This window comes from Azospirillum cavernae (assembly GCF_003590795.1).
GTDB lineage: Bacteria > Pseudomonadota > Alphaproteobacteria > Azospirillales > Azospirillaceae > Azospirillum > Azospirillum cavernae.
The window spans coordinates 2,365,939-2,391,917 of sequence record NZ_QYUL01000001.1 but is presented as its reverse complement, the minus strand read 5'-3'; the positions used below and the strand labels follow the sequence as shown (position 1 = coordinate 2,391,917).

26 protein-coding genes are annotated in these 25,979 nt (G+C 67.1%); 12 read left to right on the top strand and 14 right to left on the bottom strand.

The window, feature by feature from the left end:
* Position 1 precedes the first annotated feature (1 nt).
* The 4 genes from proC to D3877_RS11090 all read left to right on the top strand — a co-directional run bounded on the left by proC (position 2) and on the right by D3877_RS11090 (position 2,482).
* Positions 2 to 826, top strand: a complete 825-nt coding sequence (gene proC / locus D3877_RS11105) for a pyrroline-5-carboxylate reductase (protein ID WP_119830930.1) — start codon at positions 2 to 4, stop codon at positions 824 to 826.
* A gap of 41 nt (positions 827 to 867) precedes the next feature.
* Positions 868 to 1,353, top strand: a complete 486-nt coding sequence (locus D3877_RS11100) for a YbaK/EbsC family protein (protein ID WP_119830929.1) — start codon at positions 868 to 870, stop codon at positions 1,351 to 1,353.
* 233 nt (positions 1,354 to 1,586) lie between these two features.
* Complete coding sequence (locus D3877_RS11095) at positions 1,587 to 2,021, top strand: phasin family protein (RefSeq protein WP_119830627.1); 435 nt, start codon at positions 1,587 to 1,589, stop codon at positions 2,019 to 2,021.
* A 125-nt stretch (positions 2,022 to 2,146) separates the two neighbouring features.
* On the top strand, positions 2,147 to 2,482 hold the full coding sequence (locus tag D3877_RS11090) for a tRNA-binding protein (protein WP_119830626.1): 336 nt from the start codon (positions 2,147 to 2,149) through the stop codon (positions 2,480 to 2,482).
* A gap of 12 nt (positions 2,483 to 2,494) precedes the next feature.
* Here D3877_RS11090 and D3877_RS11085 read toward each other — a convergent pair whose 3' ends face one another.
* Together D3877_RS11085 and D3877_RS11080 are read right to left on the bottom strand one after the other, a co-directional pair.
* On the bottom strand, positions 2,495 to 3,886 hold the full coding sequence (locus D3877_RS11085; protein WP_119830625.1) for an ATP-binding protein: 1,392 nt from the start codon (positions 3,884 to 3,886) through the stop codon (positions 2,495 to 2,497).
* Entirely contained in the window at positions 3,883 to 4,584 is a 702-nt protein-coding gene (locus D3877_RS11080; protein ID WP_119830624.1) for a response regulator, read from the bottom strand. The genes D3877_RS11085 and D3877_RS11080 overlap by 4 nt, the downstream gene beginning before the upstream one ends.
* A 165-nt stretch (positions 4,585 to 4,749) precedes the next feature.
* On the opposite strand from D3877_RS11080, the gene D3877_RS11075 reads away from it, so the two are divergent.
* Positions 4,750 to 4,965 (top strand): hypothetical protein, encoded by a 216-nt coding sequence (locus D3877_RS11075; RefSeq protein ID WP_199720743.1) that lies wholly within the window; start codon positions 4,750 to 4,752, stop codon positions 4,963 to 4,965.
* Positions 4,966 to 5,007: 42 nt separating this feature from the next.
* Here the strand turns inward: D3877_RS11075 and D3877_RS11070 are convergent, their stop codons facing one another.
* Positions 5,008 to 5,517: a MarR family winged helix-turn-helix transcriptional regulator gene (locus tag D3877_RS11070; protein ID WP_119830622.1), complete on the bottom strand. Its 510-nt coding sequence runs from the start codon at positions 5,515 to 5,517 to the stop codon at positions 5,008 to 5,010.
* A gap of 163 nt (positions 5,518 to 5,680) precedes the next feature.
* Between D3877_RS11070 and D3877_RS11065 the strand changes: the two genes are divergently transcribed.
* The gene (locus D3877_RS11065) at positions 5,681 to 6,562 is read left to right on the top strand and encodes a branched-chain amino acid aminotransferase (protein ID WP_119830621.1); all 882 of its coding nucleotides are present in this window, start codon (positions 5,681 to 5,683) and stop codon (positions 6,560 to 6,562) included.
* A 159-nt stretch (positions 6,563 to 6,721) separates the two neighbouring features.
* Entirely contained in the window at positions 6,722 to 7,636 is a 915-nt protein-coding gene (locus D3877_RS11060; protein WP_119830620.1) for a GGDEF domain-containing response regulator, read from the top strand.
* Positions 7,637 to 7,676: 40 nt separating this feature from the next.
* On the opposite strand, the gene D3877_RS11055 is transcribed toward D3877_RS11060, so the two are convergent.
* The 4 genes from D3877_RS11055 to hisS all read right to left on the bottom strand — a co-directional run bounded on the left by D3877_RS11055 (position 7,677) and on the right by hisS (position 14,863).
* Positions 7,677 to 8,543: a dienelactone hydrolase family protein gene (locus D3877_RS11055; protein WP_119830619.1), complete on the bottom strand. Its 867-nt coding sequence runs from the start codon at positions 8,541 to 8,543 to the stop codon at positions 7,677 to 7,679.
* A gap of 45 nt (positions 8,544 to 8,588) precedes the next feature.
* Complete coding sequence (locus tag D3877_RS11050; RefSeq protein WP_119830618.1) at positions 8,589 to 11,666, bottom strand: transglycosylase domain-containing protein; 3,078 nt, start codon at positions 11,664 to 11,666, stop codon at positions 8,589 to 8,591.
* Positions 11,667 to 11,755: 89 nt separating this feature from the next.
* Positions 11,756 to 13,468: a DUF262 domain-containing protein gene (locus D3877_RS11045; protein ID WP_119830617.1), complete on the bottom strand. Its 1,713-nt coding sequence runs from the start codon at positions 13,466 to 13,468 to the stop codon at positions 11,756 to 11,758.
* Between the two features lie 45 nt (positions 13,469 to 13,513).
* Complete coding sequence (gene hisS, locus D3877_RS11040; RefSeq protein WP_119830928.1) at positions 13,514 to 14,863, bottom strand: histidine--tRNA ligase; 1,350 nt, start codon at positions 14,861 to 14,863, stop codon at positions 13,514 to 13,516.
* A 203-nt stretch (positions 14,864 to 15,066) separates the two neighbouring features.
* On the opposite strand from hisS, the gene D3877_RS11035 reads away from it, so the two are divergent.
* From D3877_RS11035 to pyrC, 3 genes are all read left to right on the top strand, one after another.
* Positions 15,067 to 15,585, top strand: a complete 519-nt coding sequence (locus tag D3877_RS11035) for a hypothetical protein (protein WP_119830616.1) — start codon at positions 15,067 to 15,069, stop codon at positions 15,583 to 15,585.
* 69 nt (positions 15,586 to 15,654) lie between these two features.
* Positions 15,655 to 16,101 (top strand): hypothetical protein, encoded by a 447-nt coding sequence (locus D3877_RS11030; protein WP_119830615.1) that lies wholly within the window; start codon positions 15,655 to 15,657, stop codon positions 16,099 to 16,101.
* Positions 16,102 to 16,311: 210 nt separating this feature from the next.
* Positions 16,312 to 17,367, top strand: a complete 1,056-nt coding sequence (pyrC, locus tag D3877_RS11025) for a dihydroorotase (protein ID WP_119830614.1) — start codon at positions 16,312 to 16,314, stop codon at positions 17,365 to 17,367.
* A 19-nt stretch (positions 17,368 to 17,386) separates the two neighbouring features.
* Here pyrC and D3877_RS11020 read toward each other — a convergent pair whose 3' ends face one another.
* The 4 genes from D3877_RS11020 to D3877_RS30940 are packed head-to-tail and all read right to left on the bottom strand — an operon-like array spanning position 17,387 to position 21,580.
* On the bottom strand, positions 17,387 to 17,815 hold the full coding sequence (locus D3877_RS11020) for a very short patch repair endonuclease (RefSeq protein WP_238474828.1): 429 nt from the start codon (positions 17,813 to 17,815) through the stop codon (positions 17,387 to 17,389).
* A gap of 46 nt (positions 17,816 to 17,861) precedes the next feature.
* The gene (locus tag D3877_RS11015) at positions 17,862 to 19,028 is read right to left on the bottom strand and encodes a DNA cytosine methyltransferase (RefSeq protein WP_119830613.1); all 1,167 of its coding nucleotides are present in this window, start codon (positions 19,026 to 19,028) and stop codon (positions 17,862 to 17,864) included.
* A gap of 46 nt (positions 19,029 to 19,074) precedes the next feature.
* Positions 19,075 to 19,632, bottom strand: coding sequence for a 16S rRNA (guanine(966)-N(2))-methyltransferase RsmD (gene rsmD / locus D3877_RS11010; RefSeq protein WP_238474827.1), 558 nt, complete (start codon positions 19,630 to 19,632; stop codon positions 19,075 to 19,077).
* Positions 19,613 to 21,580: a pseudouridine synthase gene (locus tag D3877_RS30940; RefSeq protein WP_338014590.1), complete on the bottom strand. Its 1,968-nt coding sequence runs from the start codon at positions 21,578 to 21,580 to the stop codon at positions 19,613 to 19,615. Before D3877_RS30940 ends, rsmD begins: the two co-directional genes overlap by 20 nt.
* Positions 21,581 to 21,734: 154 nt before the next feature.
* Here D3877_RS30940 and D3877_RS11000 point away from each other — a divergent pair, with 154 nt between their 5' ends.
* Positions 21,735 to 22,169 carry a nucleoside deaminase gene (locus D3877_RS11000; RefSeq protein ID WP_119830926.1) on the top strand — a complete coding sequence of 145 codons (435 nt, stop codon included), beginning with the start codon at positions 21,735 to 21,737 and terminating at the stop codon, positions 22,167 to 22,169.
* Here the strand turns inward: D3877_RS11000 and D3877_RS10995 are convergent.
* The 3 genes from D3877_RS10995 to purD form a co-directional block, all read right to left on the bottom strand.
* The gene (locus D3877_RS10995) at positions 22,153 to 22,539 is read right to left on the bottom strand and encodes a HEPN domain-containing protein (protein WP_119830610.1); all 387 of its coding nucleotides are present in this window, start codon (positions 22,537 to 22,539) and stop codon (positions 22,153 to 22,155) included. The two genes, D3877_RS11000 and D3877_RS10995, sit on opposite strands and share 17 nt — an antisense overlap.
* Complete coding sequence (locus tag D3877_RS10990; protein ID WP_119830609.1) at positions 22,536 to 22,865, bottom strand: nucleotidyltransferase domain-containing protein; 330 nt, start codon at positions 22,863 to 22,865, stop codon at positions 22,536 to 22,538. The genes D3877_RS10995 and D3877_RS10990 overlap by 4 nt, the downstream gene beginning before the upstream one ends.
* Positions 22,866 to 22,972: 107 nt before the next feature.
* Positions 22,973 to 24,259 (bottom strand): phosphoribosylamine--glycine ligase, encoded by a 1,287-nt coding sequence (purD, locus tag D3877_RS10985; protein ID WP_119830925.1) that lies wholly within the window; start codon positions 24,257 to 24,259, stop codon positions 22,973 to 22,975.
* 58 nt (positions 24,260 to 24,317) lie between these two features.
* Between purD and xseA the strand changes: the two genes are divergently transcribed.
* Positions 24,318 to 25,922: an exodeoxyribonuclease VII large subunit gene (gene xseA / locus D3877_RS10980; RefSeq protein ID WP_238474826.1), complete on the top strand. Its 1,605-nt coding sequence runs from the start codon at positions 24,318 to 24,320 to the stop codon at positions 25,920 to 25,922.
* The last annotated feature ends 57 nt before the right edge of the window (positions 25,923 to 25,979 follow it).

The window sequence follows — 25,979 nt, the reverse complement described above, 5'->3', positions numbered from 1 at the left end:
CATGAGCGACGTGACGGGCGGGGCGAAGCTTCTTCTGGTCGGCTGCGGCAAGATGGGCGGCGCCATGCTGGACGGCTGGCTGTCGTCGGGCATTGTCTCACGCGTCGTGATCGTCGAGCGGGCGGAACTGCCCGACGCGCTGGTCGGCAACCCGCTGGTCAGCGCGGCGACCGGGCCGGAGGATCTGCCCGAGGGGTTCGTTCCCGACGTCGTCGTTCTGGCGGTCAAGCCGCAGGTGATGGACTCGGCGCTGCCGGAATATCGCGCCCTGGCGCGGCCCGGCACGGTGTTCCTGTCCATCGCGGCGGGCAAGACCATCGCCTATTTTGAAAAGACCTTGGGGGAGGGGGCGGTCGTCGTCCGCTCCATGCCCAACACGCCCGCCGCCATCGGTCGCGGCATGACGGTCGCCGTGCCCAACGCCCGCGTCACCGCCGCGCAGACCGCGCTGTGCGACGCGCTGCTGCGCGCCGTCGGCGACGTTGCTTGGATCGACGACGAGGCGCTGCTGGACCCGGTCACGGCGCTGTCGGGCAGCGGCCCGGCTTACGTTTTCCTGCTGGTCGAGGCGATGGCCAAGGCGGGGGAGGCCAGCGGCTTGCCCGCCGATCTGGCGATGCGTCTGGCCCGCGCCACCGTGTCGGGGGCGGGGGAGTTGCTGAACCAGTCGCCGCAACCCGCCGCCGATCTGCGCAAGGCCGTGACCAGCCCGAACGGCACCACTCAGGCGGCGCTGGACGTGCTGATGGCCGAGGATGGCGTGCTGCCGGTGATGACCGCCGCCATCGCCGCCGCGACGCGGCGTTCGCGGGAACTCGCCCAGTAACGCCTGATGTCCACAATCACCGCCGTCATGGGGGCATGGTGATGAGCAACGCACTCAGCCCATCGGCGCGGCGAATCCAGGATCTGTTGAACAGCCTTGGCTTTGGTCCTCGCGTCGTCGAGCATGAGGGCAGCACCCGGACGTCGGAGGACGCGGCGGCTGCGGTCGGCTGCGACGTCGCGCAGATCGCCAAATCCCTGATTTTCCGCGCCAAAGAGACCGCTCGCCCGGTGCTGGTGATCGCCAGCGGGGCCAACCGGGTGGATGAGAAGGCGGTCGGTCGCCTGATCGGCGAAAAGATTGAGCGCGCCGACCCTGAGTTTGTCCGCGAATCCACCGGCTTCGCCATCGGCGGCGTCCCGCCCATCGGCCACGCCGTGCCGCCGCTGGTTTTGATCGACGCCGATCTGATGGCGTTGGACGTCCTGTGGGCGGCGGCGGGAACCCCGAACGCCGTGTTTCGCCTGACGCCCGATGAGTTGGTGCGCATCACCGGCGGTCGCGTGGACGTTGTGCGCAAGGGCTGAGCGCCGAGACTTTCTAATGCGGCGTTTTGTCGCACCTTCCGCCATTCGTCGCGGACGCTGGAACCTTCTGTTGGCTCAAACAGTTGACTGGATGCGGGGCGATGGGCGGTGCTGGATGACGATTATGCTGCGGCGCAAAAGCGCGTTGACTAACTTTTCGGCACTCTGCATAGTCGGCTTCAGAAATGTTGCGTCGCAACATGCGAAACGCTTCCTGATTGGGGATGAGAAACATGGCCACGAAGACGAACAACCCCTTCCTTGAGTTCGACCCGTCCAAGTTCATGGGCGATTTCAAGCTGCCGGGCGTCGATGTCGAAGCCATCCTCTCCAGCCAGCGCAAGAACATCGAAGCCCTGACCGCCGCCAACCAGTTGGCCGCCGAGGGTTTCCAGGCCGTCCTGCGCCGTCAGGCTGAAATCGTCCGCTCCTCGGTCGAAGAAGCCAGCAGCTTCGTCAACGACGTGCTGTCGGCCAGCACCCCGGAAGCCAAGGCCGCCAAGCAGGCCGAACTGGTGAAGGCCGCCTTTGAAAAGGCTCTGGCCAACGCCCGTGAACTGGCCGAGCTGGTCACGAAGTCCAACACCGAAGCCGCCGACGTCCTGTCCAAGCGCGTGTCGGAAAGCCTGGAAGAGCTGAAGAGCGCCGTCGCCAAGGTCGCCAAGTAAGCCTTCATCGTTTCAGCGACGATGCCGAAAGGGCCGTCCCATCGGGGCGGCCCTTTTTGCGTTCCCGGCGGGCGCGGGTCCGGGGTAGGCTCGCGCGTTGGAGCCATGACGTGGGATTGCGCCGGATGACCATCAGTTACGATGATTTCGCCAAGATCGACATTCGGGTCGGAACGATCATCGCGGTCGATCCCTTCCCGGAAGCCCGCAAGCCCGCTTACAAGCTGACCGTCGATTTTGGCGGCGACATCGGAACCCGGCGCAGTTCGGCGCAGATCACCACGCTGTACCCGGCGGAGTCGCTGATCGGTCGGCAAATCCTGGCGGTGGTGAATTTCCCGTCCAAGCGAATCGGCCCCTTCACCAGCGAGGTTCTGTGCCTGGGCGTTCCCGACGCCGAGGGCGCGGTGGTTCTGGTCGGCCCGGATCGCGCCGTGCCGAACGGCGGCCAGCTTTACTGATCGGCGGTTGGCTCACAACGGCAGGCGGATGATCGCCCGCAATCCGCCATAAGGGCTGTCATCCAACGTGATGTCGCCGCCGTGGCTGCGGACCACGTCGCGCGCGATGGTCAGCCCCAATCCCGATCCGCCGGTGGCGATGTTGCGCGAGCGGTCCATGCGGAAGAAGGGCTTGAACACATCCTCGCGCGCGGCGGCGGGGATGCCGGGGCCGTCGTCGTCGATGACGATCTCGATGGAGCCGCCGCGCCGTTCGGCCCGCACCCAGGCGGTCCCCGCGTGGCGCCCGGCGTTGCTCAGCAGATTGGCGACGCAGCGGCGCATCGCGTTGGGGCGCAACGGCAGCGTCATCAGGGGTTCGACCGACAGCGTCACCTCGGTCCCCTCGCGCCGCGCGCTGGCGGCGGTTTCGTTCAACAGGCGGGACAGGTCGGTGGGCTGAACCAACTCCGCCCCCTCGCCGCGCGCGAAGGCGAGATAGCCTTCGATCATCGCCTCCATCTCGGCGACGTCGGCCATCAGCTCTTCGATTTCCGGGTCGCAGCCGGACATTTCGGCCACCATGTCCAGCGCCAGCTTCATCCGGGTCAGCGGCGTGCGCAAATCATGGCTGACACCCGCCAGCATTTCGGTGCGCTGGGTGATCTGGCGCTGGATGCGCTCGCGCATCAGCAGAAAGGCCGACGCGGCTTGCCGGACCTCGGTCGCGCCCTCCATCTTGAAGTTCAGCACGTCGCGCCCCTTGCCAAGCGAATCGGCGGCGGCGGCCAGCCGCTTGATCGGGCGGATCTGGTTGCGCATGAACAGGATGGCGACGGCGAACAGGACGATGGCCGAACCGATCATCCACAGGATGAAAATATAGCTGGTCGGCGTGAACAGGCGGCGTTCCGGCGACATCACCGACAGCACGCCGTTCGGCATCTCCACCCGGATCTCATACCATTCATGGGCGACGCGGGTGTTGATGGAAAAGGGGCGGGCGATCCGTTCGTCCAGCGCCTTGCCCAGGGTGCGCTCCAGCAGGCCGCGCAGGGGCTGGCCCTGTTCGGGCAGGCGTTGGTTGGGTTCCAGGCTGACGATCAGGTCGGTGGTGCGCGCGGCGGTCGCCAGAATCCAGTTGCGCCCTTCCTCGGACGGGTCATGCTCCAACTGGGCGATCACGGTGGCGATGTCGCCCGCCACGGCGAAGGCCAGCCGATTCGTCACGGTGTCCCAATGGCGGTCGTAGAAAATCCAGGTCGCCACCCCTTGGGCGAGAATCACCGGGGTGACGATGATGAGCAGGGAACGCCCGAACAGGGTGCGCGGCAGAAAGCGCTTCAGCCAGAGACCGCGCGACCGCCGGTCCCGACGAGTCGTGTCGGCGCGCGCCGCCGGTCTCGATTCCGGTGTGACCGTCACGGATCGGGCCTCAACACATAGCCTTCGCCGCGCACGGTGTGGAGGTAGCGTGGTTCGCGCGGGTCCGCCTCGATCTTGCGGCGCAGGCGGGTGACTTGCACGTCGATGGTGCGGGCGTTGCCCGCAACCTTGCTGCGCTCCGTCAACTCCTCGCGGCTGAAGGTGACGCCGGGGGAGGCGGCGAGAATCCGCAGCAAACTGGCCTCCGCCGTGGTCAGCCGGACCACCTCGTCCCCGGCGCGCAGCTCGTCGCGGTCGGGCAGATAGAGCAGGGGGCCGAGGCGCACCGGAGGGGCAGGCGCGGCGGTCGGCTCCGGCGGGCGCACCGCCTGACGGCGCAGGATGGAGTTGATGCGCAGCAACAGCTCGCGCGGGCTGAAGGGTTTGGCGAGGTAATCGTCGGCCCCGGCCTCCAACCCGGCGATGCGGTCGTCCGGCTCGTCCCTCGCGGTCAGCAGCAGGATCGGCACGTCGCGGTCGCGGCGCAGCGATTCGGTCAGCTCCAACCCCGATTCGCCAGGCATCATGATGTCGAGCACCAGAAGATCGAAGGCCAATCCGCCGAGCTGCGCGCGCGCGTCGGCGGCGTCGCGCGCCGTGCTCACCAAGAAGCCGTTGGTTGCCAAATATTTGCGCAAAAGTTCGCGCAAGCGGGTGTCGTCATCGACGACCAGGATGTGGGGCTGGTCTTCCATCATAGTGGGATTATAGCGCGCCCGACCGTCCGGCGTATAGCGACGCGAAAGGCAAGGCTGTTGGCGGATTCTTCCAAATTTTGTGTTAGGCTGTGCGCGGTGGGGTTCACTGGAGCGATCACGATGACCGATGACAACAGGTCTGCCGACCGTAACGACCTGGACGCTATGACCCGTGAATTTCTGGAAAAGGGCGGCAAGATTTTGCAATGCGCGCCCGGTTCCTCCGACAATGTGGTGTACCGGAAAGGCACCTTCCGCCGTCGTCCGGCGAATTATGGAAAAACCGATGGGGCTGTCGCCGGAGCGATGCCCCCGGCCGCGATGCCGACGACAGCGCCGCCGCAGGCGATGGCCGCCGGAAGCGACAGCGCCGCCGACTGACCCTCGCGACAGAGGATTTTCTTTTCAGCGCTTGGTTGTGAGTCAGCGTTTGGTGACGGGCCGGGTCGGCGCCGGGGGCGTGAATTTGGCCCGGTCCTCGTCATCCAACATGCCCATCATGACCTTGCGGAACCCCTCGACCGCTTCCGCGCCCGCCATTTTGTAGGCGCGCGCGATGCGCTGACGCTGGGTTTCCGACAATTGGCGTTCCAGCTCGACGCCCTTTTCGGTCAGCTCCAACAGGCGTTGGCGACGGTCGCGCGCCCCGGTTTGCTGGTCGATGAAGCCCTGCCGGACCAACTCCCCCAGCACGCGCGACAGGCTTTGCTTGGTGATCTTCAGGATCGCCAGCAGCTCCGACACCGTGATCTTGGGATAGCGGCCAACGAAATAGATCACCCGGTGATGGGCGCGGCCAAAATCAATGGCGGCGAGGATCTCGTCCGGTTCGGCGGTGAATTCCCGGTAGGCGTAGAACAGCAGTTCCATCCCGGTGCGCAATTCCTCCTCGCGGAGGAAAAGTTGATTCACGCCTGCTTTTAGGTCAGCCATGTTGACGCGGTTTGTTCGATTCGTTATAAATAGGTCAGTAACTCAGACATAAACAATCCAGCGCCCGGACACAAGAGCAAGCTCATGCGCGGCAACCCTTTGTCGCGCCCATGGGTCGGCTTTTGCCAAGGGACGGGCGTGCCTGGAGCTTTGGGGAATCGCCATGTCCATTCTGCCCTTTGACGACCGCGACGGCTTCATCTGGTTCGACGGCGCGCTGACGCCGTGGCGGGAGGCCAAGATCCATGTCCTGACCCATGGGCTTCATTACGCCAGCAGCGTGTTCGAGGGCGAGCGCGCTTACAACGGGCGGGTCTTCAAGCTGACCGAACACAGCGAGCGGCTGGTCAACTCCGCTCGGCTGCTGGGCTTCACCATCCCCTATTCGGTGGCGGAGATCGACGAGGCGACTCGGCAAACCGTCGCGGCGATGGGCTTCGCCGACGCCTATGTCCGTCCGGTCGCGTGGCGCGGCAGCGAGGTGATGGGCGTGTCGGCGCAGGCCAGCCGCATTCATCTCGCCATCGCCGTCTGGCAATGGCCCAGCTATTTCAGCGCGGAAGCGAAGATGAAGGGGATCCGGCTGGCTTGGGCGCCCTGGCGCCGCCCCTCGCCGGACAGCGCGCCGACCGCGTCCAAGGCCGCCGGGCTGTACATGATCGGCACCCTGTCCAAGCATCAGGCCGAAGCCGAGGGATTCCAGGACGCGCTGATGCTCGACCATCGCGGTTTTCTGGCCGAAGCGACCGGGGCCAATCTGTTTCTGGTGATCGACGGCGCGCTGCACACGCCGATTCCCGACGGCTTCCTCGACGGCATCACCCGGCGGACCATCATGGATTTGGCCCGCGCGCGCGGGCTTGACGTGATCGAACGCCGCATCCCGCCCGAGGATCTGGCCAAGGCGCAGGAGGTGTTTCTGGTCGGCACAGCGGCGGAAGTCACCCCGGTGGGCGAGATTGGCGAGCACCGCTTCACCCCCGGCCCGGTCTGCGCGGCGATGATCGCCGATTACGACGCGCTGGTGCGGACGGCGGGCGCCTGATCGAGCGGCGGGAGACGTCGGATGGAGGGGCGTCGACGCGCTCCTCCCCCGTTTTGAGGGCGTGAGAATCAGGGGGAACGCGCATTTGTCGTTAACGGCATTTGCACACCCTTGCATCATGCTCCATAAACAGTGGCGTTGCCGCCGGGAGCATCGGCTTTGCGCATTCTGATTGTTGACGATTCGCCGCATCACCAGAACATGATGGTGTACGAGCTGAACAAGCTCGGCTACAGCACCAGCATCGCGACCAACGGCGCCCAGGCGATCGACGCCGTGGCGCAAGAGCGGTTCGACGTGGTCATGGCGGACATCAAGCTGAAGGACATGACCGGCATTGAGCTGTGCTGGCATCTGCGCACCGCCCAGGGGCTGCGGCACCTCTATCTGATTTTGATGATCCCCGGCAGCATGACCGACCAGTTCCACGAGTTGGTCGAGGCCGGGGCCGACGAGTTTCTGCGCAAGCCGTTGGATTGGAAATGGACGACGGCGCGGTTGCTGGCGGCCTCGCGCGTCGTGGCGATGCAGCGTGACCTGGAACGGCTGGCGACCACCGACGCGCTGACCGGCGCGCTGAACCGCCGCCGTTGCCTGGAGCGCGGCGCGGAGGAGTTCACCCGTTCACGCCGTTACGAGCGGCCCTTGTCGGTGGTGATGCTCGACATCGACCATTTCAAGAAGGTGAACGACACCCACGGCCACGCCACCGGCGACGAGGCCATCAAGATGACCGTGCGTTGTTGCAAGGCGTCCTTGCGGGCCTGCGACATCGTCGGACGTTTGGGCGGCGAGGAGTTCGCCGTCGTCATGCCGGAAACCCCGCCGGTCAACGCCTTCACCGCCGCCCAGCGGGTGCGCGAACGGATCGCCGACTCGTCCCTTCCCCTGGAAACGGGCGGCGAGCTGCGCTTGACGGTCAGCATTGGTCTGGCCTGGATGACGCCGACGGATCGCGGCGTCGAACAGCTCCTGGCCCGCGCCGACGCCGCGCTCTACCGCGCCAAGAATGGCGGACGAAACCGGGTGGAGATGGAACCATCGATCACCCTGCCGCGCTCGCTGGCGGGGTAGGCGGTCGGATAGGCGGCGTTCCGTTTCCGGTCGGAGCGATTCAGCGCGCCAACGCTGTGGACAGAAAACGCGCGACGTCCTCTTGAACTGTCGCCGTGGCGCTGGGGCTGCCGCCGACCGTGGCCCCCATGCCGGTTGGGCTGTGGCGGTTCAGGGCCTTTGTCAGACGGGTGACGGGACGATCAAGATTGTCGAAGGAATGGGCGGCGTTTGGGTAGACGCGCAGATCCAGGGCGTCCGGCCCTTGGTGTTTGGCGGCCAGCGCCTTGCACTCTTCCGCTGGGGTCCAATCATCGTCCGCGCCGATGCCGATGAAGGTTGGCGCCATGCGGCGGCTGTCCTTCCGCTGCGGCTGTCCGCAGGGCGGATAAAGGGCGATGGCGGCGCGAAAGCGCGGCAAGGACGCCGGGCGGGCGTCCAGCCGAAACGAGGACGTGACGTCCAAGCTGATGCCGCCGCCGTGCGAGAATCCCATGACCAGGATGGCGTCGGGCTGGATGACGGGTTGGCGGGCCAGATGCTCCAGCGCGCCGAAGGCGTCGGCGGCGCGCATCTTCCACGTCACCACGCCGGTTTTGGTGCAAATTTCGTCAACGCCGCGCGGGGCGAAGCTGTTCACCGCCAAAACGGCGTAGCCCCGGTCATGGAAGAACCGTCGCCAGAGGGCGGCGTTCGGGCGTGGGCCGCCGCAGCCATGGAGGAGAACCACAGCCGGGAACGGACCGGGGCCGTCCGGTCGACTGAATTCGCCGTTCAAGGTCAGCGGCGTTTTGGAGCCAAGGCTGTTCACGCTGGCGATGGCGACTCGCTCCACGGCGGGTTCGGCTCTGGCGCGGGCGCTGGCGCTGGCGAAGGGGTGGGACATCGTCAGAACAAGGGTCAGAAGCCATAGGAACCGCTTGGGCATTGCGCGCGCGCTTTCGCAAAAAATGGTGGAAGCAGCCTTTCAGATTCACAACCCCGTCGGCGTCCGATCCTTGTCCGCCGTGCGGGTGGCGTTCTGTTCGATCAACGGCTGCAAGGCGGGGGCGATGCTTTTCAGCAATTGGGCGGGCAGGGCGCTGGTGAAGCGGTATTGATCGGAGTCCGGGCCGTGGACGAAGGCGGTCATCGTGCCAAAGAAACGGTCGCCGATGTAAAAGACGAAGGTCGCCGTCCGGTTCACCGCCTTGGAGTCCAGCAGAACGCCGCCCGGCCCCCAGCGGTCGAGGCGATGGTCGCCGGTGCCGGTCTTGCCGCCCATCGGAATCGGGGCGCCGGTTGAATCCTTGAAGGCCCCCCAGACCCGCCGGGCCGTGCCGCTCTGCACCACGTCCATCAGGGCGCGGCGCGCGGTGGCGCAGACTTCGGGGCGCAGAACCCGCTTGCCGGTCAGCGGCCCCAAGCCGACCTTGGCCTCGTAAGGCGTGTCGGCGGCGAAACGCAGGGAGGTGACGCGCACTGTCGGCTGGCGCATTCCGTCGTTCAGCAGCAGCCCGACCAGTTCGGCCAACGCCGCCGGGCGGTCTGCGGAGCTGCCGATGGCGGTGGCGAGCGACGGAATCAGCGTCTCGAACGGGTAGCCGACGCTGCGCCATTGCTCGGTGACGCGTTGGAAGGCGTCGGATTCCAACCGGATGCGGATGCGGCTGTTTTGCGCCGCCTGCCCCTTTTTGAACAGCCAGCGGTAACTGTCCTGGCGCACGGCGGCGCTGGCCTCCAACGCGTCGGCGCGTTTGGCCGTCGGGTTCTGTTGCAGATAGGCGACCATCCACAATTCCAACGGATGGACGCGGGCGAGGTATCCCAGATCGTTCAGTGGGAATTTGTCCGGCCCATATTTCGCGTAAAGCAGGCCGAGATCGCGGTCGCTCAACGCCGCGCCGGGCAGGCGGGCGCGCAGGAAGGCGGCGAACTCGCCCAACCCCGCCGAGGGCCGCGAGGTTCGGAAGATCACCGCCAGCCGGTGCGGGGCCGGGCGGACGCGGCTGGCCAGCAGGCTCAACGCCTCGTCCGGGCTGCGCTTGCGGTATTCGTTGTAGAAGCGGTTGAGGAAATCCGTCCCTTCCTTGTCGGCGAAGCGGGCCAGATAGGCTTGCCGGGCCGGATGGTTGGGGTCGTGCAGGATGTCGTCGCTGTCGTCGCCGCCCTCCGCCATGTAAAACTGCACGACGTCGCGCATCAGCCGGATGAAGGGCAGGTTCACGCTGTTCCGCAAGGCCTCCTGGATCGTCATGATCCGGTGGTTGTCGTCCTTGTTGAAATTCACGAAGGCGTGCTGGCCGCCGCCGGTGAAAAACACCTCGCCGGGGTTGGCGGAATAGCGCCGCTCCATCGCCGCCGCCAGCAGGCCGGGCAACCCCCGGTCGGACGCCGCCGCCAGCCATTCCACCGCCCATTGGGTCAGCGGGTCGGACGCCTCCTCCGCCACGTCGTCCAGCGCGTCTTTGGGCAGATGGGCGTAGCGGTCGTGCAGTTCGGCGATGATCTCCAGATAGGTGAGCAGCGTGCGCAGCTTGGCGGTGGAGCCGAGATCGAGCTTCGCCCCCTCGTTGATGTCCAGCGGCTGGTCGAAATTGTCGGCCTGCACCCGCAGGTAATTGGCCTCCGGTCCGCGTTCGTACAGCGTGACCGAATAGATGATCTTCGACAGGTCGTTGTTTTTGGCGTCGAGCAGCCGCTCGCCGGTCAACCCCAGCGTTTGGGCGTAGGCGGGATCGTTCAGCTTGCCCAGCACCTCCACCACCCGCTGTTGGGTGGGGGCGTCCAGCGTCGATCGCGCGGTCAGGTCGAGCCGGTCGAGCTGATAGAGGCCCGGAACCCCCAGCATGCTCAACAGCTTGGCGCGGATGGCGTTGGTCGCCTTCTGCTCGACGAAGGAGGAATAGGGCGGGGCGGGCGGCTCCTCGCGGAAGGCCAGCGGCAGGGCGAGCGCGGCGTCGCGCAGCGCCTCGTCGATCACCCCGGCCTGGGCCAGCACGCGCAAATGGCTGTCGGCCAGCCGGTCGAGCGCGGCGCGGTCCTGGATCAGATAATAGGACGGGCGGCGCTGGGCCAGCAGCAGGGCCAGCACCTGTTTGTAGGCCAGCGCCTTCAGTTGCAGCGGACGGGGATCCATTGGGTCGTTGGTGGCGGCGTTGGCGGGCGTCGGCTCGCTCAGCACCCGCTGGGCGATGGCCAGATCGGTGCCGAACCACGCCCACAGCCCGTCGCCCAGCCCGTTCACCTCGCCGAATCCGGCCCGCGCGGTCAGCGGGGTGGAGTTCAGGTAATCCACCAGAATGCGCCGCCGCGCCTCGCTCGTGTCCTCACCGTCCTGATAGGCGCGGACGCTGGCCGACGCCATTTGCCGCAGCTTTTCCACCCCGCCGCTGGTCTGGCCGTCGGGCGAATGGCGGTATTTCTCGATCTGCGTCGCCAGGGTGGAGCCGCCGGGGGAGCGCTGGCCGGGCCGGAATGCCTGGACCGGCAGCATGGCGACCGCCCCGGCGAAACGGTCCCACTCCACCGCCGGGTTGCGGCGCGGCTCGTCGGCGCGCAGAAGCTCGCGGTTTTCGATGAACAGCAGGGTGTCGGCGACCAGCGGCGGCACCTCGTCAAACCCGGCGAAGACCCGTTCGGGGTAGCGGGCGCTGTGCATGACATGGCCGTTGCGGTCCAGCAGGGTCAGCCCGGCCTGGGTTTTCTCGTGGTAGATCGGAAAGCCGCCGCCCGCCATGAAACGGTCCAGCGCCGGGGAGAGCGCTGCCTGCGCCTCGATGGTGTAAAGCGGGCCGGACGGGTCGCCGGTCAGCGCCCGCAACTGGCCGGGCAGGGCGCTGTAGCCAAACCGCTCGTTGTACGGCCCTTGCGTGGGATAGCGCGCGGCGGGATTCGGCCCCTCGCGCAGGGAAAAGCCCATGGATTGCGCCAGCGGGGTCAACAGCCGGGCCTGAAGCCGGGAGGTCCGCATTTCCTCCCGCGCGGCGAATCCGGCGGCGGCGGCGGCCCCCAGCAGGGCCACCCCCAACGCGACCCGCCGCGTCCACGCCAAAGCGCCCCTCTGCGCCATTCCGGCTTCACACCCTGTGCATGGTTGACCGCCCGACTATAGCGCCGGAGGGTAGGGATGTTTTGGTTAATAAAAGCTTTAATGATGGGTTACGACAGTTGTTGGATGCGCCAGACCGCCGAGGCCATGCGCGCCAAATCTTTCTGGCGACGAACGACGGCGTTCGGTGTCCAATCGTCGATTGCGGCGACGTCGCGGGTGAGCGCGTAGATGCTGTTGGCGTAAATTGGCCGTTTCACGTCGAAATCGGCGTTGCCAAGCTGCTTGTTCGCGCTGGTTTGCAGCAAAGCCATGTTTCCCAGGCGCGACGTGAGGGTTTCGACCTCTTCGTCGGTGAAGGCCGTCCATCCGCCGTTTGGATGGGTTGGGCAAATATGCTCAAGACTGAGGGTGGGGCTTTCCAGATCGGGATCAATTCCGGACTTTTGCCGTTCCAACTCGCACAGGATGTAGCAGACGATTTTGCGGTTGCGCGATTGACTCACGCCGATGGATTTTTCAGCGAATGTGGCGATGAAGGCCGCGTCGGTGGGGTAAACGCCGCGTATCCCCTCCAATATGTGCTGAAGCGACGTGTGTTCGCCGCTGGTGACGCGCTGCGCTTCGGCGTGGTAGGTCCGTTCCTGCTCTGCCGCTTGAAGACCGCCGATGATGTTGTAGCGGAAGGAGATGACGACGATGCTCTTCAACAACCTCTCAAAATCCCCATCACCCAACTGACGCTTTGCCGCCATCAGCAGTGGATAGGGTTGCCGGACGCTGAACATTTTGAGGATTTTGGCCTGCTCCTTCGACCCTTGCGGCCAGTTGGAGTGATCCGGGCTGGTTAGGGCCAAATAGGTGTCCATGTCCTCGTCCATGGCGGCGAGCAGGGCGAACACTTCGGCGCGTCCCCGGATGTGGCTGCGGATGGTCTTGAACAGGTCGGTTTGTCGGACAAAGTTGCGTCGGCTGATCCAGTGAAAGCGGAGAAAATCGGGAAAGCTTTCCGTTTGCAGTTGTCCGACGATGCGCTCCCATCGGTCGTCGAGGGCGCGCAGTTCATGCTCGTGCTGGCCTTCGCGGTGCAGGACGGAAAACAGATAATTTTTCAGCAGATCGGTCGCCGACAGACGCACTCCGCGCGCGTTCAACGTCTCGAACACTTTGTAGGCGTTCAGTTCATCGGTCACGGTGATGACGGTGAAGAACAGGCGGTCGCTCATGGTGTCGATCAGGCGGGCGATTTCCATGCCGGGATCCGCCGCGCCGCGCACATGGTCCTGGAGCGCCTTGCTGAACCATTCATAGGCTTTGCGCAGCGCGCTTTCCGACGCCTTGATCCCGCGCTGCGGAGGGTTTTCGACCAGCGGAACCAGATAGGTTTGAAAATAGGTGTCGTTGTTGCGGTTCAGGGACAGCTTGGAGCGCGCGACCAGCGTCACCGGATCCAGATAGCCGATGTAGGTCTGCCGCAATCCTTCAAGACGCTGTTTGGTCGCGTCAACGTCGCGTCCCTGTTCGATCAACCGCTTGAGTTGCCGCAGCGCGGCCAGAACGATGACGTTCAGCGTCGTCAACCGTTGCTGGCCGTCGATCACGTCGAACAGCTTGTCGTCCGTGGACTGAAGGACGAGGTAGCCCATGTAATGCGCTGGTTCGCCGCCGTCTTTGACGGTTCCAACAATGTCCTGCCAAAGATCGTCCCACTCCTCCTCGCTCCAACTGTAGTCGCGTTGGAAACGGGGAACGCGGTAGGTCAGGCCGTTGCCCATCAACTTGCGGAACGTGTCGTTCTTCGTGTTGAAATTGGTTGCCGACATGACCGACCCCGCAAGAATCAAACGGTTGAGAGGTGGAGGGGCGTTTTACCCCTCCAGCAACGCCTTGGCCCGCGTCGCCAGTTCTTCCAGCGGCACTTCGATCTGTTCGCCCCGGATCAGATGCTTCAGCGTCGCCGTGCCCCGCGCTTTTTCGTCCGATCCCATCAGGACGGCGACCGGGATGCCGGTGCGGTCGGCGTATTTCATCTGTTTGGCCAGCTTGCCGCCGTCCAGTTGGATTTCCGTGTTGATCCCCGCCGCCCGCAGATCGGACGCGATGCGGAAATAATCCGCCGACAGGCTGGGATCCATCTGCGTCACCAGAACTTGCGCCGTCGGCGCGCCGTCCTTGATGAGGCCAGCTTCCATCAACTGATAGAAGAGGCGGGTGGCGCCGATGGAGATGCCGACGCCGGGCAGCTTCGACTTGGTGTAGTGGCTGGCCAGATTGTCGTAACGCCCGCCGGAACAGACCGAACCGATGCCGGGATGGTCGTTCAGAAAGGTCTCGTAGACCGTGCCGGTGTAGTAATCCAGGCCCCGCGCGATGGCGAGGTTGATGCGCACCGCGTCGTCCGGCACCTGGAAGGCGCGCAAGCCGTCGATGACGGTGGTCAGTTCGGCCACGCCCTGGCGGAAGGTGTCGTTGTCGATGCCCAGCGCGTTCAGCGCGGCCAGCGTGTCGGCGTTGCTCCCCTTGGCGTCGATCAGCGACAGGATGGTGTCCGCCGCCGTGTCGGCCATGCCCAGCCCGATCAGGCTGTCGCGCACCTTGTCGCGACCGATCTTGTCGAGCTTGTCGATTTCGCGCAGCACCAGCACGCGGGCGTCGGCCTCGCTCACGCCCAACCCGTCGAGCAGGCCCAGCAGAACCTTGCGGTTGTTCACGTTGATGGTGAAGCCGCCGAAATTCAGCTCGGTGAAGACATGGTGGATGACCGCCGGGATCTCCGCGTCATATTGCGGCGACAGGCTGTCCTTGCCGATCACGTCAATGTCGCATTGGTAGAATTCGCGGAAACGCCCGCGCTGCGCCCGCTCGCCGCGATAGACCCGCTGGATCTGATAGCGGCGGAAGGGAAAGGCCAGATCGCGCTCATGCTCCGCCACGTAACGGGCCAGCGGCACCGTCAGGTCGAAGCGCAGCGCCATTTCCGGCTTGTTGCCCTGCTGGATCGCGCCGGTGGACTGGACGAAATAGACCTGCTTTTCCGTTTCGCCGCCCGATTTGGTCAGCAGGGTCTCCACCGTTTCGAACACCGGGGTTTCGACGGGGAGGAAGCCGAACCGCTCGTAACCACGGCGGATGGTGTCCAGCAGGCGCTGGAACGCCACCTGATGGCGCGGCAACAGTTCCATCGTTCCGGGCGGGGTGCGGGGCGTAATCAGGCTCATCGACGGCATCCGGGCTGGCTGAAAGGTCACAGGCGAAAACTGGGCATTTTCTAGACCCTTTCGCCCGCGCCGTCACCTGCGCGGGGAAATTTTTCGAGCGGCCCGATTTTTTTGGAAAAAGCGTGGAAGGAAAATCGTGGCGCCGACGTTCACCTAAGCACGATCCCAACAGCGCGGATCGCTCTTCCAACAGGAGAACACACATGTCTGGCACCGTCTTTGGCGCGTTTGTTCGTTCGTCTGTTTCCACCTTGGCGTTCGCTGGTGTGTTGGCGGCGGGTCTGGCCGCCGGGTCGGCCTCGGCGGCTCTGGTTGAGCCGACGGCGACCGCCCCCAGCGCCGCGCCGACCGCCATCAACCCGACCGCCGCGCCGGTTCTGAAATCGACCCCGATCCAGGCCGCGCCGGGCGCGACCCAGACCTCAATCCAGGCCCCGGCCAAGCCCGCCGCCGTCCAGATCGCCTCGACCGCCAAGGCTGTCGAGATCAGCAAGACCCAAATCGAGGCCGTCGCCAAGGAGTTGGGCGCCAAGCCGTCGGACGCGCTGACCGGCCAGTTGACCAAATATCACAGCGACATTCAGGCGGCGACCGCCCTGACCGACCCCGCCGCCAAGACCAAGGCCGTGACCGAGGCCCGCCAGCAACTCGCCGCCATCGGCGGCAAGCCGGTGACGCCCGAACAGGCCGCCAAGATCGACGCCATCCTCGGCGTCAAGTGACCGCTCCGCTTGCAACACCGCAATCCTGACCATTCAACGCCGTTCAGCGTTTCACACGGAGACAACCAAATGTCCGTTACCGTTTTTGGCGCGCGTGTTCGTTCCTCGATCTCGACCCTGGCCGTCGCCGGTTTGTTGACGGCGGGTTTGGCGGTTGGGTCTGCCTCGGCGGCCACGGTCGATCCGGCCCCGGCGCCCCAGGGTGCGGCCCAGACCTCGGCGTCCGCCCCGGCCAAATCAACCGCCGTCCAGATCGCTTCGACCGCCAAAGCCGTCGAGATCAGCAAGACCCAAATCGAGGCTGTCGCCAAGGAGTTGGGGGCCAAGCCGTCGGACGCGCTGACCAGCCAATTGACCAAATATCACAGCGACATCCAAGCGGCGACCGCCCTGACCGACCCCGCCGCCAAGACCAAGGCCGTGACCGAGGCCCGCCAGCAACTCGCCGCCATCGGCGGCAAGCCGGTGACGCCCGAACAGGCCGCCAAGATCGACGCCATCCTCGGCGTCAAGTGACCGCTCGCCAGCCGTAAAGCGGCCTGCCTGACGGGCGGCCCCCGTTCCGACCCTCCCACGCCGGCAGGAGGGCCAGGACCGCGCCGATCCCCAGAGGGGAACCCAGAGACCCGATCCTTTTTCCCCGCAAGCGTTGAGCCGGGGCCGCGATGGCGATAGAACGTCATCCAACGCCCTGTTTTCGCCCCAACGCCAGCGCCGGGAACCGCCATGACCCTCGACCGACTTGTGATCCGCCGTCCCGACGACTGGCATGTCCATCTGCGTGACGGGGCGATGCTGAAGGCGGTTCTGCCCTTCACCGCCCGCCAGTTCGGTCGCGCCATCGTCATGCCGAACCTGAAGCCGCCCGCCACCCACGCGGCGGACGCCGCCGCCTACCGCGACCGCATCCGCGCGGCGCTGCCCGACGGCGTGGCCTTCACGCCGCTGATGACCGCCTATCTGACCGACGGAACCGACGCCGAGGATCTGGCGCGCGGGTTTGAGGAGGGAGTGTTCGCCGCCGCCAAGCTCTACCCGGCCAACGCCACCACCAACAGCGCCCATGGCGTCACCAGCATCGACCGCATCACCCCGGTGCTGGAGCGGATGGCCGACATCGGCATGCCGCTGTTGATCCATGGCGAAGTCACCGACCAGAGCGTGGACATCTTCGACCGCGAGGCGGTGTTCATCGACTCCACCCTGGCCCCGCTGCTCGACCGTCACCCCAGCCTGCGCGTGGTGCTGGAGCATGTGACCACCGCCGACGCCGTGGCCTTCGTCCGCGCCCACGCCGCCAGCGGGCGGATCGGCGCGACCATCACGGCGCATCATTTGCTCATCAACCGCAGCCATATCTTCCAGGGCGGCATCCGCCCACACCTCTATTGCCTGCCCATCGCCAAGCGCGAATCCCACCGCCTCGCGCTGGTCGGGGCCGCGACCTCCGGCGAAGCGCCCTTCTTCCTGGGCACCGACACCGCCCCCCACACGGTGACGGCCAAGGAAGCCGCTTGCGGCTGCGCCGGTTGCTTCACAGCCGCCAACGCGCTGGAACTCTACGCCGAAGCGTTCGAGGACGCGGGTGCGCTCGACAGGTTGGAAGCCTTCGCCAGCCTGAACGGCCCGCGTTTCTACGGCCTGCCGCCGAACGAGGAGCGCGTGGTTCTGGAACGCCGCCCGACCGTGGTTCCCGACGTGATCCTGGTCAGCGAGGGCGACGCCGTGCTGCCCTTCCGCAGCGGCGAAACCCTGCGCTGGAGCTTTGCCGGGGCGGCGTGAGGGCAGGCGCGGCGGCGTCTCAGCGCCGCCGCGCCGTGTTTTGGACCGTCGCCACCAGCGCAGCCCGCTGGTCGGCGTTCTTTGTTTCGCATTCCCACACCACCAGAACCGTCCAGCCCATCGCCTCCAACGCGGCGCGGGCGTTCGCGTCGCGCTGGCGGTTGCGGGCGATTTTGGCCTCCCAATACTCCCGCCGGGTTTTGGGAACGCGGTAGCGCGGGCATCCGTCATGGCCGTGCCAGAAGCAACCATGAACGAACAGGGCGATCTTCCGGCTGGGGAACAGGACGTCGGGCGTGCCGGGAAGCCGCTTGTCATGCAGGCGATACCGCAAACCGGCGGCCCACAAGGCGCGCCGGATGATTTTTTCCGGCGTGGTGTTGGCGCTCTTCACCGCCCGCATGACGCGGGATCGCTCCGGGTCAATGTTCGGCGTCGTCTCCATCATCGGCGCCCCTGCCGTCAGCGTTGCCGCGCCATCGCGGGCGATTGGGTCATTCCGCCGCCTGACGGGAGGCGGACGGCGCGTTGGCGGCGAGGATCGGCTCGAACAGGGTCTCGGCAAGATAACGAACCACCGGAACCGCGACGCCGTCCCCCGCCAGATGATAGGCGTCGTTGTAGCCGGAGGGCAGTTGATAGCCGTCCGGCAGGCCCATCAACCGGGCGGCCTCGCGCGGCGACAGCAAGCGGGAGCGCACCAGCGGGCCATCGACGACGATGATGGTCTGGCGCGACGATCCCCCGGCCGGGGTCCGCAAGCACCCGGCGACGCCGTCAAACCGCACCTCCGCCCGCTGCGCTTTCACCCCATTTTCGACGCGCGTTCTCTTGTAGACGCTTCCCACGACCCGCCGTCCGACCGTTCGCGCCTCGTCAAGTTTGGCGCGGTGCCGTTCGTTCATCAGGGTCAAAAGGGTCGCCGTCTCCGCTGGGGAATGCCACGCGACGCCAGTCGGATGATCCTCGATGAGGTCGGCAAGTTGGCTTGTGCGTTGGGGCGGTTCCCGCAGTTTCCACCAAATCCATTTTCGCTTGGCCTCGGAGGACAGTGGTTCAATCGCGGACAACAACGCCTTGGGATGCCATGCGGGCAGAGCGCCATCCGATTGCAAAGCGGCTGGCACGGTCAGATCACTGCGCACTCCCAACACGAACAGACGTGGGCGGGAATGTGGCAGGAAAAGGCTGGCGTCAATCACCATCGCGCCAAACTGATAGCCCGCGCCTGAAAAAGCCGCCGCAATCGCGGCGAAATCGCGCCCGCCATTGGACGTCAGCGCGCCATACACATTTTCAAGCGCGATCAAACGCGGCGCCCGGCCCTCATCGCCCAACCGCCGCATCAGCCGCCAGAACGGCCAGAAGGTTCCCGAGCGGGTCTGTTCCTTCGACGCCCAATGACCGATTCCTTCGTAATTCCCCGCCAAAGACAGATCCTGGCAGGGGAAGGAGGCCCAGGACAAATCGGCGCAGCCGGGCAGGTCGGCGGCGCTCAACCGATTGACGTCCCTCACCAGAAGGTCGCCGTCGCCCCAGTTCCGCCGATAGGCGGCGGCCTTCGTCTCATCAAAGTCGTTGGCGAAGGCGCAACGCCACCCGTCGCTCAGCCCCGCGCGCGCCATGCCGCCGCCCGCAAAGAACTCATAAAAGGTCGGCATTCCGCATCCTCATTGGTTCTTCAACGGCCTTTGGCGAAACCGCTCCTCACCCCGCCGCGAAGCGCAGGAACGCGACCCGCGTGTCGCCGTAGCGGCGTTCGTCCAGCGCGGTGAAGCCGGGGGGCGGGGGCAGGGGGTCGCGGTCGCCGACCTCGACGACGGCCACGGCGCCGTCGGCCAGCCAGCCGTTGCGGGTCAGTCCCGCCAGCGCCAGCGGGGCCAAGCCCTGGGCGTAGGGCGGGTCGAGGAACAGCAGGCCGCAAGGGGCGCTGGCCGGGGGCGGGCGGGTGGCGTCGGCGCGCAGGACGGTGGCGGCGTCCTCCTCGCCCAGCGTGGCGATGTTGGACCGCAGGGTGGTCAGCGCCGCTTTGCCGCTGTCGAGGAAGCTGCACCGTGCGGCGCCGCGCGACAGGGCTTCCAGCCCCAGCGCGCCGGTGCCGCAAAACACGTCGGCGGCGACCACGCCCTCAATCTCCGGCGCCCAATCGGAGTGGGCGAGGATGTTGAAGATCGCCTCGCGCGTGCGGTCGGTGGTGGGGCGGGTGTCCCGGCCTTCGGGCGCGGCCAGTCGGCGACCGCGATGCTTACCGCCGACGATCCGCACCGGGGCCTTCCTTGCGTGGGCCAGCCTTGTTGGCGGCGTCCTTGCGCGGGCGTTCCACGCGCTGGCGGTCAGTGCGGCCATCGCGCTTCTTCACACCGGCGGGCGCGCCAGCCTCGGCGGGCTTGGCCGTCGGCTTCGGAGACGGCTTGGCCCCCGAATGGGGCGCGGCGGATTTGGCGGCGAAGGGCTTGCCGCCCTCCTTGCGCTCCGGCCTCGGGCCGCCGGACTTAGGACGGTCCGATTGGGAACGGTCTGATTTGGGGCGCTCCGACTGCGAACGTTCCGCTTTCGGGCCAGCCGATTTTGGACGATCCGATTTCGGGCGATCAGCGCGGGCGTCGGGCTTCGCGCCGTCAAAACGCGGACGGGCTGGTTTGCCGCCCTCCGGCTTGCCGCCGTCGGCTTTCGGGCCATAGGGCTTGCGCGGGCGGGCGCCCGTCGCGTCGCGCGATTCGCTGCCCCGATGATCGGCGCGGGCGTCAGGCTTCGCGCCGTCAAAACGCGTACGGGCCGGTTTGCCACCCTCCGGCTTGCCGCCGTCGGTCTTCGGGCCATAGGGCTTGCGCGGACGGGCGTCTGTCGTGTCGCGGGATTCGCTGCCCCGATGATCGGCGCGGGCGTCGGGCTTCGCGCCGTCAAAACGCGGGCGGGCCGGTTTGCCACCCTCCGGCTTGCCGCTTTCGGCCTTCGGGCCATAGGGCTTGCGCGGACGGGCGTCCGCTGAGTCGCGGGTTTCGGCGCCATGGTGATGATCGGCGCGGTGTTCGGGCTTGCCGCCGCTGCGGGTCGGCTTCGCCCCAGGATTGGCCCCCGAATTGGCGTCGTCCAACGACAGGGTGCGGCCCCGCGCCGGGCGTTCGGGGCGGTCGCCCGCGTCCTCGCCGCGCTTGAAGGTCGGTTTGAAGCTCGGCTTGCCCAGGCTCGGCTTGCCATCGGCGCGGCGGGCGGCGGGCTTGGCGTCGTCGCCGGTCCAGGCGGCTTGCGCTTCCAACCGCTTGGTCGCCGAACGGGGCGCGCGCAGCGGGGCGGCCTGCGGAGTGTCCGACTTGCGGGCGACCTCGACGCGGGCGCCGCTGCGGCTGCGGGTTTCGGTGATTGGCGGCGGGGCGGCCTTGACGGTGGCGCTGGCCTCAGCGCGGGCCTTGGCGCGCAGCTTGGTGTTCGACTCGCCTTCGCCCACCACCGAATCGCCGGTGAAGTAATTGGCGATCTGTTCGCGGACGATGCGCTTCGGCACCTCCTCGACGCCGCTTTCCTCCAGCTTGCCGAGTTGGAAGGGGCCGTAGGCGACGCGAATCAGCCGGTTGACGACCAGCCCCATTGCCTCCATCACCTTGCGGATCTCGCGGTTCTTGCCTTCCTTCAGGGCGACGGTCAGCCAGGCGTTGCGGCCCTGGATGCGGTCGAGCACGGCCTCAATCGGGCCGTATTTGACGCCGTCGATGGTCGGACCCTTGGCCAGAGCGGCCAGCTTGATCTCGTCCACCTCGCCGAACACGCGCACGCGGTAACGGCGGGTCCAGCCGGTGGCGGGCAGCTCCAGAAAGCGGGCCAGCTCGCCATCGTTGGTCAGCAGCAGCAGCCCTTCGGTGGTCAGGTCGAGCCGACCGATGGAGACCACGCGCGGCAATTCCGGCGGCAGACGGTCGAAGACGGTTTCCCGGCCCTTCTCGTCGCGGGCCGAGGTCACAAGGCCCGAGGGCTTGTAATAGCGCCAGAGCCGGGCGGGTTCCGGTTCGGGGATCACCTTGCCGTCGACCTGCACGATGTCGCCGGGGCGGACCACGCAAGCGGGGGTGGCCAGCGTCTGGTTGTTGACGGCCACGCGCCCTTCGGCGATCCAGCGTTCGGCGTCGCGGCGCGAGCACAGGCCGGCGCGCGCCAGACGTTTGGCGATTCGTTCGCCGCCCTCAGCGGAGGAGGCGGCGTTCAGGTCAGTATCGGACATATCCATAAGCCGGACCATAGGGCCAGATTGTCCGGCCCGCAACACGAGTCCCGGCCCTTTCCCCCGCTTTTGCGCCGGAATCGGGTTGACGGGCGGGGAATCCGCTGGGCAGGCTGCCCGCGCCATGCCGCTGATCCCCAACCGCCCGTCCTTCATGGAGCTTGCCTTCGCCGACGCCGAGGCCGCCGCCCGCCGGGGCGAGGTGCCGGTCGGCGCGGTGATCGTCGATCCGGCGACCAACGCCGTGCTGGCCCGCGCGGGCAACCGAACCGAAGAACTCTTCGACCCCACCGCCCACGCCGAAGTCCTGGCGATCCGCGCCGCCTGCGCCGCCGTTGGTCAGCCGCGCCTGCCCGGCTGCGACCTGTATGTGACGCTGGAACCCTGCGCGCTCTGCGCCGCCGCCATCAGCTTCGCCCGCATCCGCCGGGTGTATTTCGGCGCCTACGACCCCAAGGGGGGCGCGGTGGACCACGGCCCCCGCTTCTTCGGGCAACCCACCTGCCACCACGCGCCGGACGTGTATGGCGGCATTGACGAGACGCGCGCGGGCGCGCTGCTGCGGGATTTTTTCAAAGAGCGGCGGTGAGGGCCACGCGCGCCGCGTCCAAAAAACGCGCGGCGCTGGCCAGATGCCTTTCGGCGCGCTGCCTCGTGATGTCCGCCGCCGGTTGCTCGTAATCCGTCACCAGCCGGTCGCGCAACGCCGCCGCCAGAGCTTGGGCGTGCTCCATCGGCAGCAGGCCGGGTTTGGCGATGTGGTCGTAAAACAGCGTTTGCACGCCGGTGTGCGATTTCGACATCAGCCCCTTGGTGGCGAGCATGGCGAGCGCGCCCAACTCCATCGCCAGATGCGCACGGTTCACGCAATCCCGCTCAAAGCCGCCGTCCAGCAGATGGCGGGCCGCCCGCAAGGCTTCCTCCGCCCGCTCCAGGCGCTGCACGGGCGTCGTCGTCACACCGGGATCCCGTGGGCGCGCAGGTCGCGGATCAGGGGGTGCTGCGAATGGCGCAGATCCTCGACCGACAGGACCAGCGGTTGGACGACCCGTCCGGCCTCCATGGTCGGCACGAACACGGCGTCCATGATGCGGTCGGCCTCGCCCAACGGATCGTCGGGCCGGTCGGTCAGCACCACCGCCAGATCAAGGTCGGAATCCTCGCGATAATCGTCGCGCGCCCGTGATCCGAACAGCAAAACCGCTTGCAGACGCGGGCCGAACAGACGTTCGGCGCCGCTGCGGAAGGCGGCCACAGCCGCGCGGGTTTGCGGGGCGGTGTCCATGACGGCGCTCGACCCTCTCCGTTGCGAAGACGCGTCCAGAATAGCCCAAGCGGCGGGGGTTTGACAGCGGGGCGGCGACGAGACGGGCCAGCCTTATCGCGCCACCCTTACCGCCCCACCGCGCGCCAACCGATGTCGCGGCGGCAGAAGCCGCCCGGCCAGTCCAGGGCGTCCACGCCGCGATAGGCCGCCGCCTGCGCCTGCGCCACGGTCGGCGCCAGGGCGGTGACGCCCAGCACGCGCCCGCCGACGGACAGCACGCGGCCATCTTCGGCGCGCTTGGTGCCGGCGTGGAAGACCGTCACCGACTCCACCGCGTTGGCGGCGTCCAGCCCCTTGATTTCGGTGTTTTTCAGGTAATCGCCGGGATAGCCCTGCGCCGCCATCACAACGCACAGCGCGGTCTGCTCGGCCCAACGCAGATCGATGCGGTCCAGCGCCCCGTCGGCGGCGGCGACCAGGGCGGCCAGCGCGTCGGACTCCAGCCGGGCCATCAGCGTCTGGCATTCCGGGTCGCCGAAGCGGACGTTGAACTCCAGCGTCTTCGGCGTCGGGCCGTCCGGCGTCTGCACGATCATCAAACCGGCGAACAGCACGCCCTTGAAGGGACGGCCTTCCGCCGCCATGCCCTTGACCGTCGGCACGACGATTTCGCGCATCACGCGGTCCTGAAGGTCGGGCGTCAGCGCCGGGGCCGGGGAATAGGCGCCCATGCCGCCGGTGTTGGGGCCGGTGTCGCCGTCGCCCACCGCCTTGTGGTCCTGGGCCGAGGCCATCGGCAGCGCGTTTTCGCCGTCGCACAGCGCGAAGAAGCTGACCTCCTCGCCGTCCAGGAACTCTTCCACCACCACTTCGGCGCCCGCCGCGCCGAAACGCCCGTCGATCAACGCCTCGTCAATCGCGGCGAAGGCCTCCTCCGCCGTGCGGGCGACGGTCACGCCCTTGCCCGCCGCCAGACCGTCGGCCTTGACCACGATGGGCGCGCCATGCTGGCGGACATAGGCCTTGGCGGCGTCCGCGTCGGTGAAGCGACCATAAAAGGCGGTCGGCACGCCGTATTTGGCCAGAATGTCCTTCATGAAGCCCTTGGAGCCTTCCAGGGCGGCGGCGGCGGCGCTGGGGCCGAAGGCCTTGATCCCGATGGCGTTCAGCTTGTCGACCAGACCCAGCACCAGCGGGCCTTCCGGGCCGACGACGACGAAGTCGATGGCGTTGTCCTGGGCGAAGCGGACCAGCGCGTCCACATCCTCCGCCCCGATGGCGACCAGGGTCGCGACGTCGGCGATCCCGGCGTTGCCCGGCGCGCAATAGAGCGCGTCGCACAGCGGCGACTTGGCGATGGCCCAGCACAGGGAGTGCTCGCGCCCACCCGAACCGACGACGAGGACTTTCATGACGCAACGCCCCTTCTGCGCTTGTTGCCGACAGCGCGCCTTGTATCATGCCGACGCCATGACTCAAGATTTTGATGCCGCCCCGCCGCCCGCCCTGCCGCTCATCGCGCCCGAGCCGCGCCCCGGATCCAACCTGCCGGAATTCACGGTCGGCGATCTCGCCCGCCGCCTGAAGCGCAGCATCGAGGAGGAGTTCGGCTTCGTCCGCGTGCGCGGCGAGATCTCCCAACCGAAGAAACACAGCTCCGGCCATTGCTATCTGCGTCTGAAAGACGACACGGCGGTGATCGAGGCGGTGTGCTGGCGCGGCACCATGTCCAAGCTGGCGATCAAGCCGGAGGAGGGGTTGGAGGTCATCGTCACCGGGCGGATGACCACCTATCCGGGCCGCTCGCAATATCAGCTCATCATCGAATCGATGGAGCTGGCGGGCGAAGGCGCCCTGCTGAAAATGCTGGAGGAGCGCAAGCGCCGTCTGGCCGCCGAAGGGCTGTTCGAGCCGTCGCGCAAGAAACCGATTCCCTTCCTGCCCGACGTGATCGGCGTCATCACCTCGCCCACCGGGGCGGTGATCCGCGACATCCTGCACCGTCTGAGCGACCGTTTCCCCCGCCATGTCCTGATTTGGCCGGTCGCCGTTCAGGGCGAGCGGGCGGCGGCGGAGGTGACGGCGGCGATCCAGGGCTTCAACCGCATCCAGCCCGGCGGCCCGGTGCCGCGCCCCGATCTGCTGATCGTCGCGCGCGGCGGCGGGTCGCTGGAAGATCTGATGGCCTTCAACGAGGAAAACGTCGTCCGCGCGACGGCGGCCAGCGCCATTCCGCTGATTTCCGCCGTCGGCCACGAAACCGACACCACGCTGATCGACCACGCGTCCGACCGCCGCGCCCCCACCCCGACCGCCGCCGCCGAAATGGCGGTGCCGGTGCGCGGCGAACTGCTGGCGCAGGTTCTGGACGACGAACGCCGCCTGCTGGCCAGCGCCGGGCGTCTGCTGGCCGAACGGCGCAACCGGGTGGAAGGGCTGGCGCGCGGCCTGGGCGATCCCCGCGCCCTGCTGGAGGGCCACGCCCAACGGCTGGACGACCGGGCGGAGCGACTGACTTTGGCGGCGGCGGCGCTGGTCGAGCGGCGGCGGACGCGGGTCGGCGAATTGGCGGCGAGCCTGCGCCACCCGCGCGACCAGTTGGCGCAAGCCGGGCAAAAGCTGGCCGGAGAGGCCCGCGCCCTGGATGGCGCGCTGCGCCACGCGGTGACGATGGCGGAAAGCCGTTATCAGCGCGTCGCCGGTCGGCTGTCGCTGACCCCGGCCCGCCACCGTCTGGACGACGGCGCCCGCCGTCTGGCCGATCTGTCGCCCCGGCTGGAGCGCGCCTTCGGCAAGATCGTCGCCGAACGCGGCGCGAAGCTCGACGCGCTGGGCCAATTGCTGGAGAGCTACAGCCACAAAAGCGTGCTGGCGCGCGGCTTCGCCCTGGTGGAGGACCGCGACGGCAAACCGATCACCTCGGCCAGCCAGACAAGCCCCGGTCTGGCGGTGACTCTGCGCTTTGGCGACGACAGCCGCGTTGACGCCACGGTGGATGGCGGCGAGGCCAAGGCGGAGAAGAAGCCGGACGCCAAGAAGGCGCGCGCGGTTCCGGTGCAGGGGAGTTTGTTTTAGGCGCTGGCGGGATTGGCCCTCTTCGCCGATGGGGGCAACTCCGCCGTCAAACAATCG

Excerpts from the sequence above, each read along its gene's own strand:
- D3877_RS11090 (WP_119830626.1), top strand. The coding sequence starts at position 2,147 with ATGACCATCAGTTACGATGATTTCGCCAAGATCGACATTCGGGTCGGA.
- D3877_RS11030 (WP_119830615.1), top strand. The coding sequence starts at position 15,655 with ATGTCCGTTACCGTTTTTGGCGCGCGTGTTCGTTCCTCGATCTCGACC.
- D3877_RS11050 (WP_119830618.1), bottom strand. The coding sequence starts at position 11,666 with ATGGCGCAGAGGGGCGCTTTGGCGTGGACGCGGCGGGTCGCGTTGGGG.
- D3877_RS11035 (WP_119830616.1), top strand. The coding sequence starts at position 15,067 with ATGTCTGGCACCGTCTTTGGCGCGTTTGTTCGTTCGTCTGTTTCCACC.
- D3877_RS30940 (WP_338014590.1), bottom strand. The coding sequence starts at position 21,580 with ATGTCCGATACTGACCTGAACGCCGCCTCCTCCGCTGAGGGCGGCGAA.
- purD (WP_119830925.1), bottom strand. The coding sequence starts at position 24,259 with ATGAAAGTCCTCGTCGTCGGTTCGGGTGGGCGCGAGCACTCCCTGTGC.
- D3877_RS11020 (WP_238474828.1), bottom strand. The coding sequence starts at position 17,815 with ATGATGGAGACGACGCCGAACATTGACCCGGAGCGATCCCGCGTCATG.
- D3877_RS11065 (WP_119830621.1), top strand. The coding sequence starts at position 5,681 with ATGTCCATTCTGCCCTTTGACGACCGCGACGGCTTCATCTGGTTCGAC.
- xseA (WP_238474826.1), top strand. The coding sequence starts at position 24,318 with ATGACTCAAGATTTTGATGCCGCCCCGCCGCCCGCCCTGCCGCTCATC.
- D3877_RS11095 (WP_119830627.1), top strand. The coding sequence starts at position 1,587 with ATGGCCACGAAGACGAACAACCCCTTCCTTGAGTTCGACCCGTCCAAG.
- pyrC (WP_119830614.1), top strand. The coding sequence starts at position 16,312 with ATGACCCTCGACCGACTTGTGATCCGCCGTCCCGACGACTGGCATGTC.
- D3877_RS11000 (WP_119830926.1), top strand. The coding sequence starts at position 21,735 with ATGGAGCTTGCCTTCGCCGACGCCGAGGCCGCCGCCCGCCGGGGCGAG.
- D3877_RS11075 (WP_199720743.1), top strand. The coding sequence starts at position 4,750 with ATGACCCGTGAATTTCTGGAAAAGGGCGGCAAGATTTTGCAATGCGCG.
- D3877_RS11055 (WP_119830619.1), bottom strand. The coding sequence starts at position 8,543 with ATGCCCAAGCGGTTCCTATGGCTTCTGACCCTTGTTCTGACGATGTCC.
- D3877_RS11015 (WP_119830613.1), bottom strand. The coding sequence starts at position 19,028 with ATGCCGACCTTTTATGAGTTCTTTGCGGGCGGCGGCATGGCGCGCGCG.
- D3877_RS11080 (WP_119830624.1), bottom strand. The coding sequence starts at position 4,584 with ATGATGGAAGACCAGCCCCACATCCTGGTCGTCGATGACGACACCCGC.
- proC (WP_119830930.1), top strand. The coding sequence starts at position 2 with ATGAGCGACGTGACGGGCGGGGCGAAGCTTCTTCTGGTCGGCTGCGGC.
- D3877_RS11045 (WP_119830617.1), bottom strand. The coding sequence starts at position 13,468 with ATGTCGGCAACCAATTTCAACACGAAGAACGACACGTTCCGCAAGTTG.
- D3877_RS11100 (WP_119830929.1), top strand. The coding sequence starts at position 868 with ATGAGCAACGCACTCAGCCCATCGGCGCGGCGAATCCAGGATCTGTTG.
- D3877_RS10990 (WP_119830609.1), bottom strand. The coding sequence starts at position 22,865 with ATGGACACCGCCCCGCAAACCCGCGCGGCTGTGGCCGCCTTCCGCAGC.
- hisS (WP_119830928.1), bottom strand. The coding sequence starts at position 14,863 with ATGAGCCTGATTACGCCCCGCACCCCGCCCGGAACGATGGAACTGTTG.
- D3877_RS11070 (WP_119830622.1), bottom strand. The coding sequence starts at position 5,517 with ATGGCTGACCTAAAAGCAGGCGTGAATCAACTTTTCCTCCGCGAGGAG.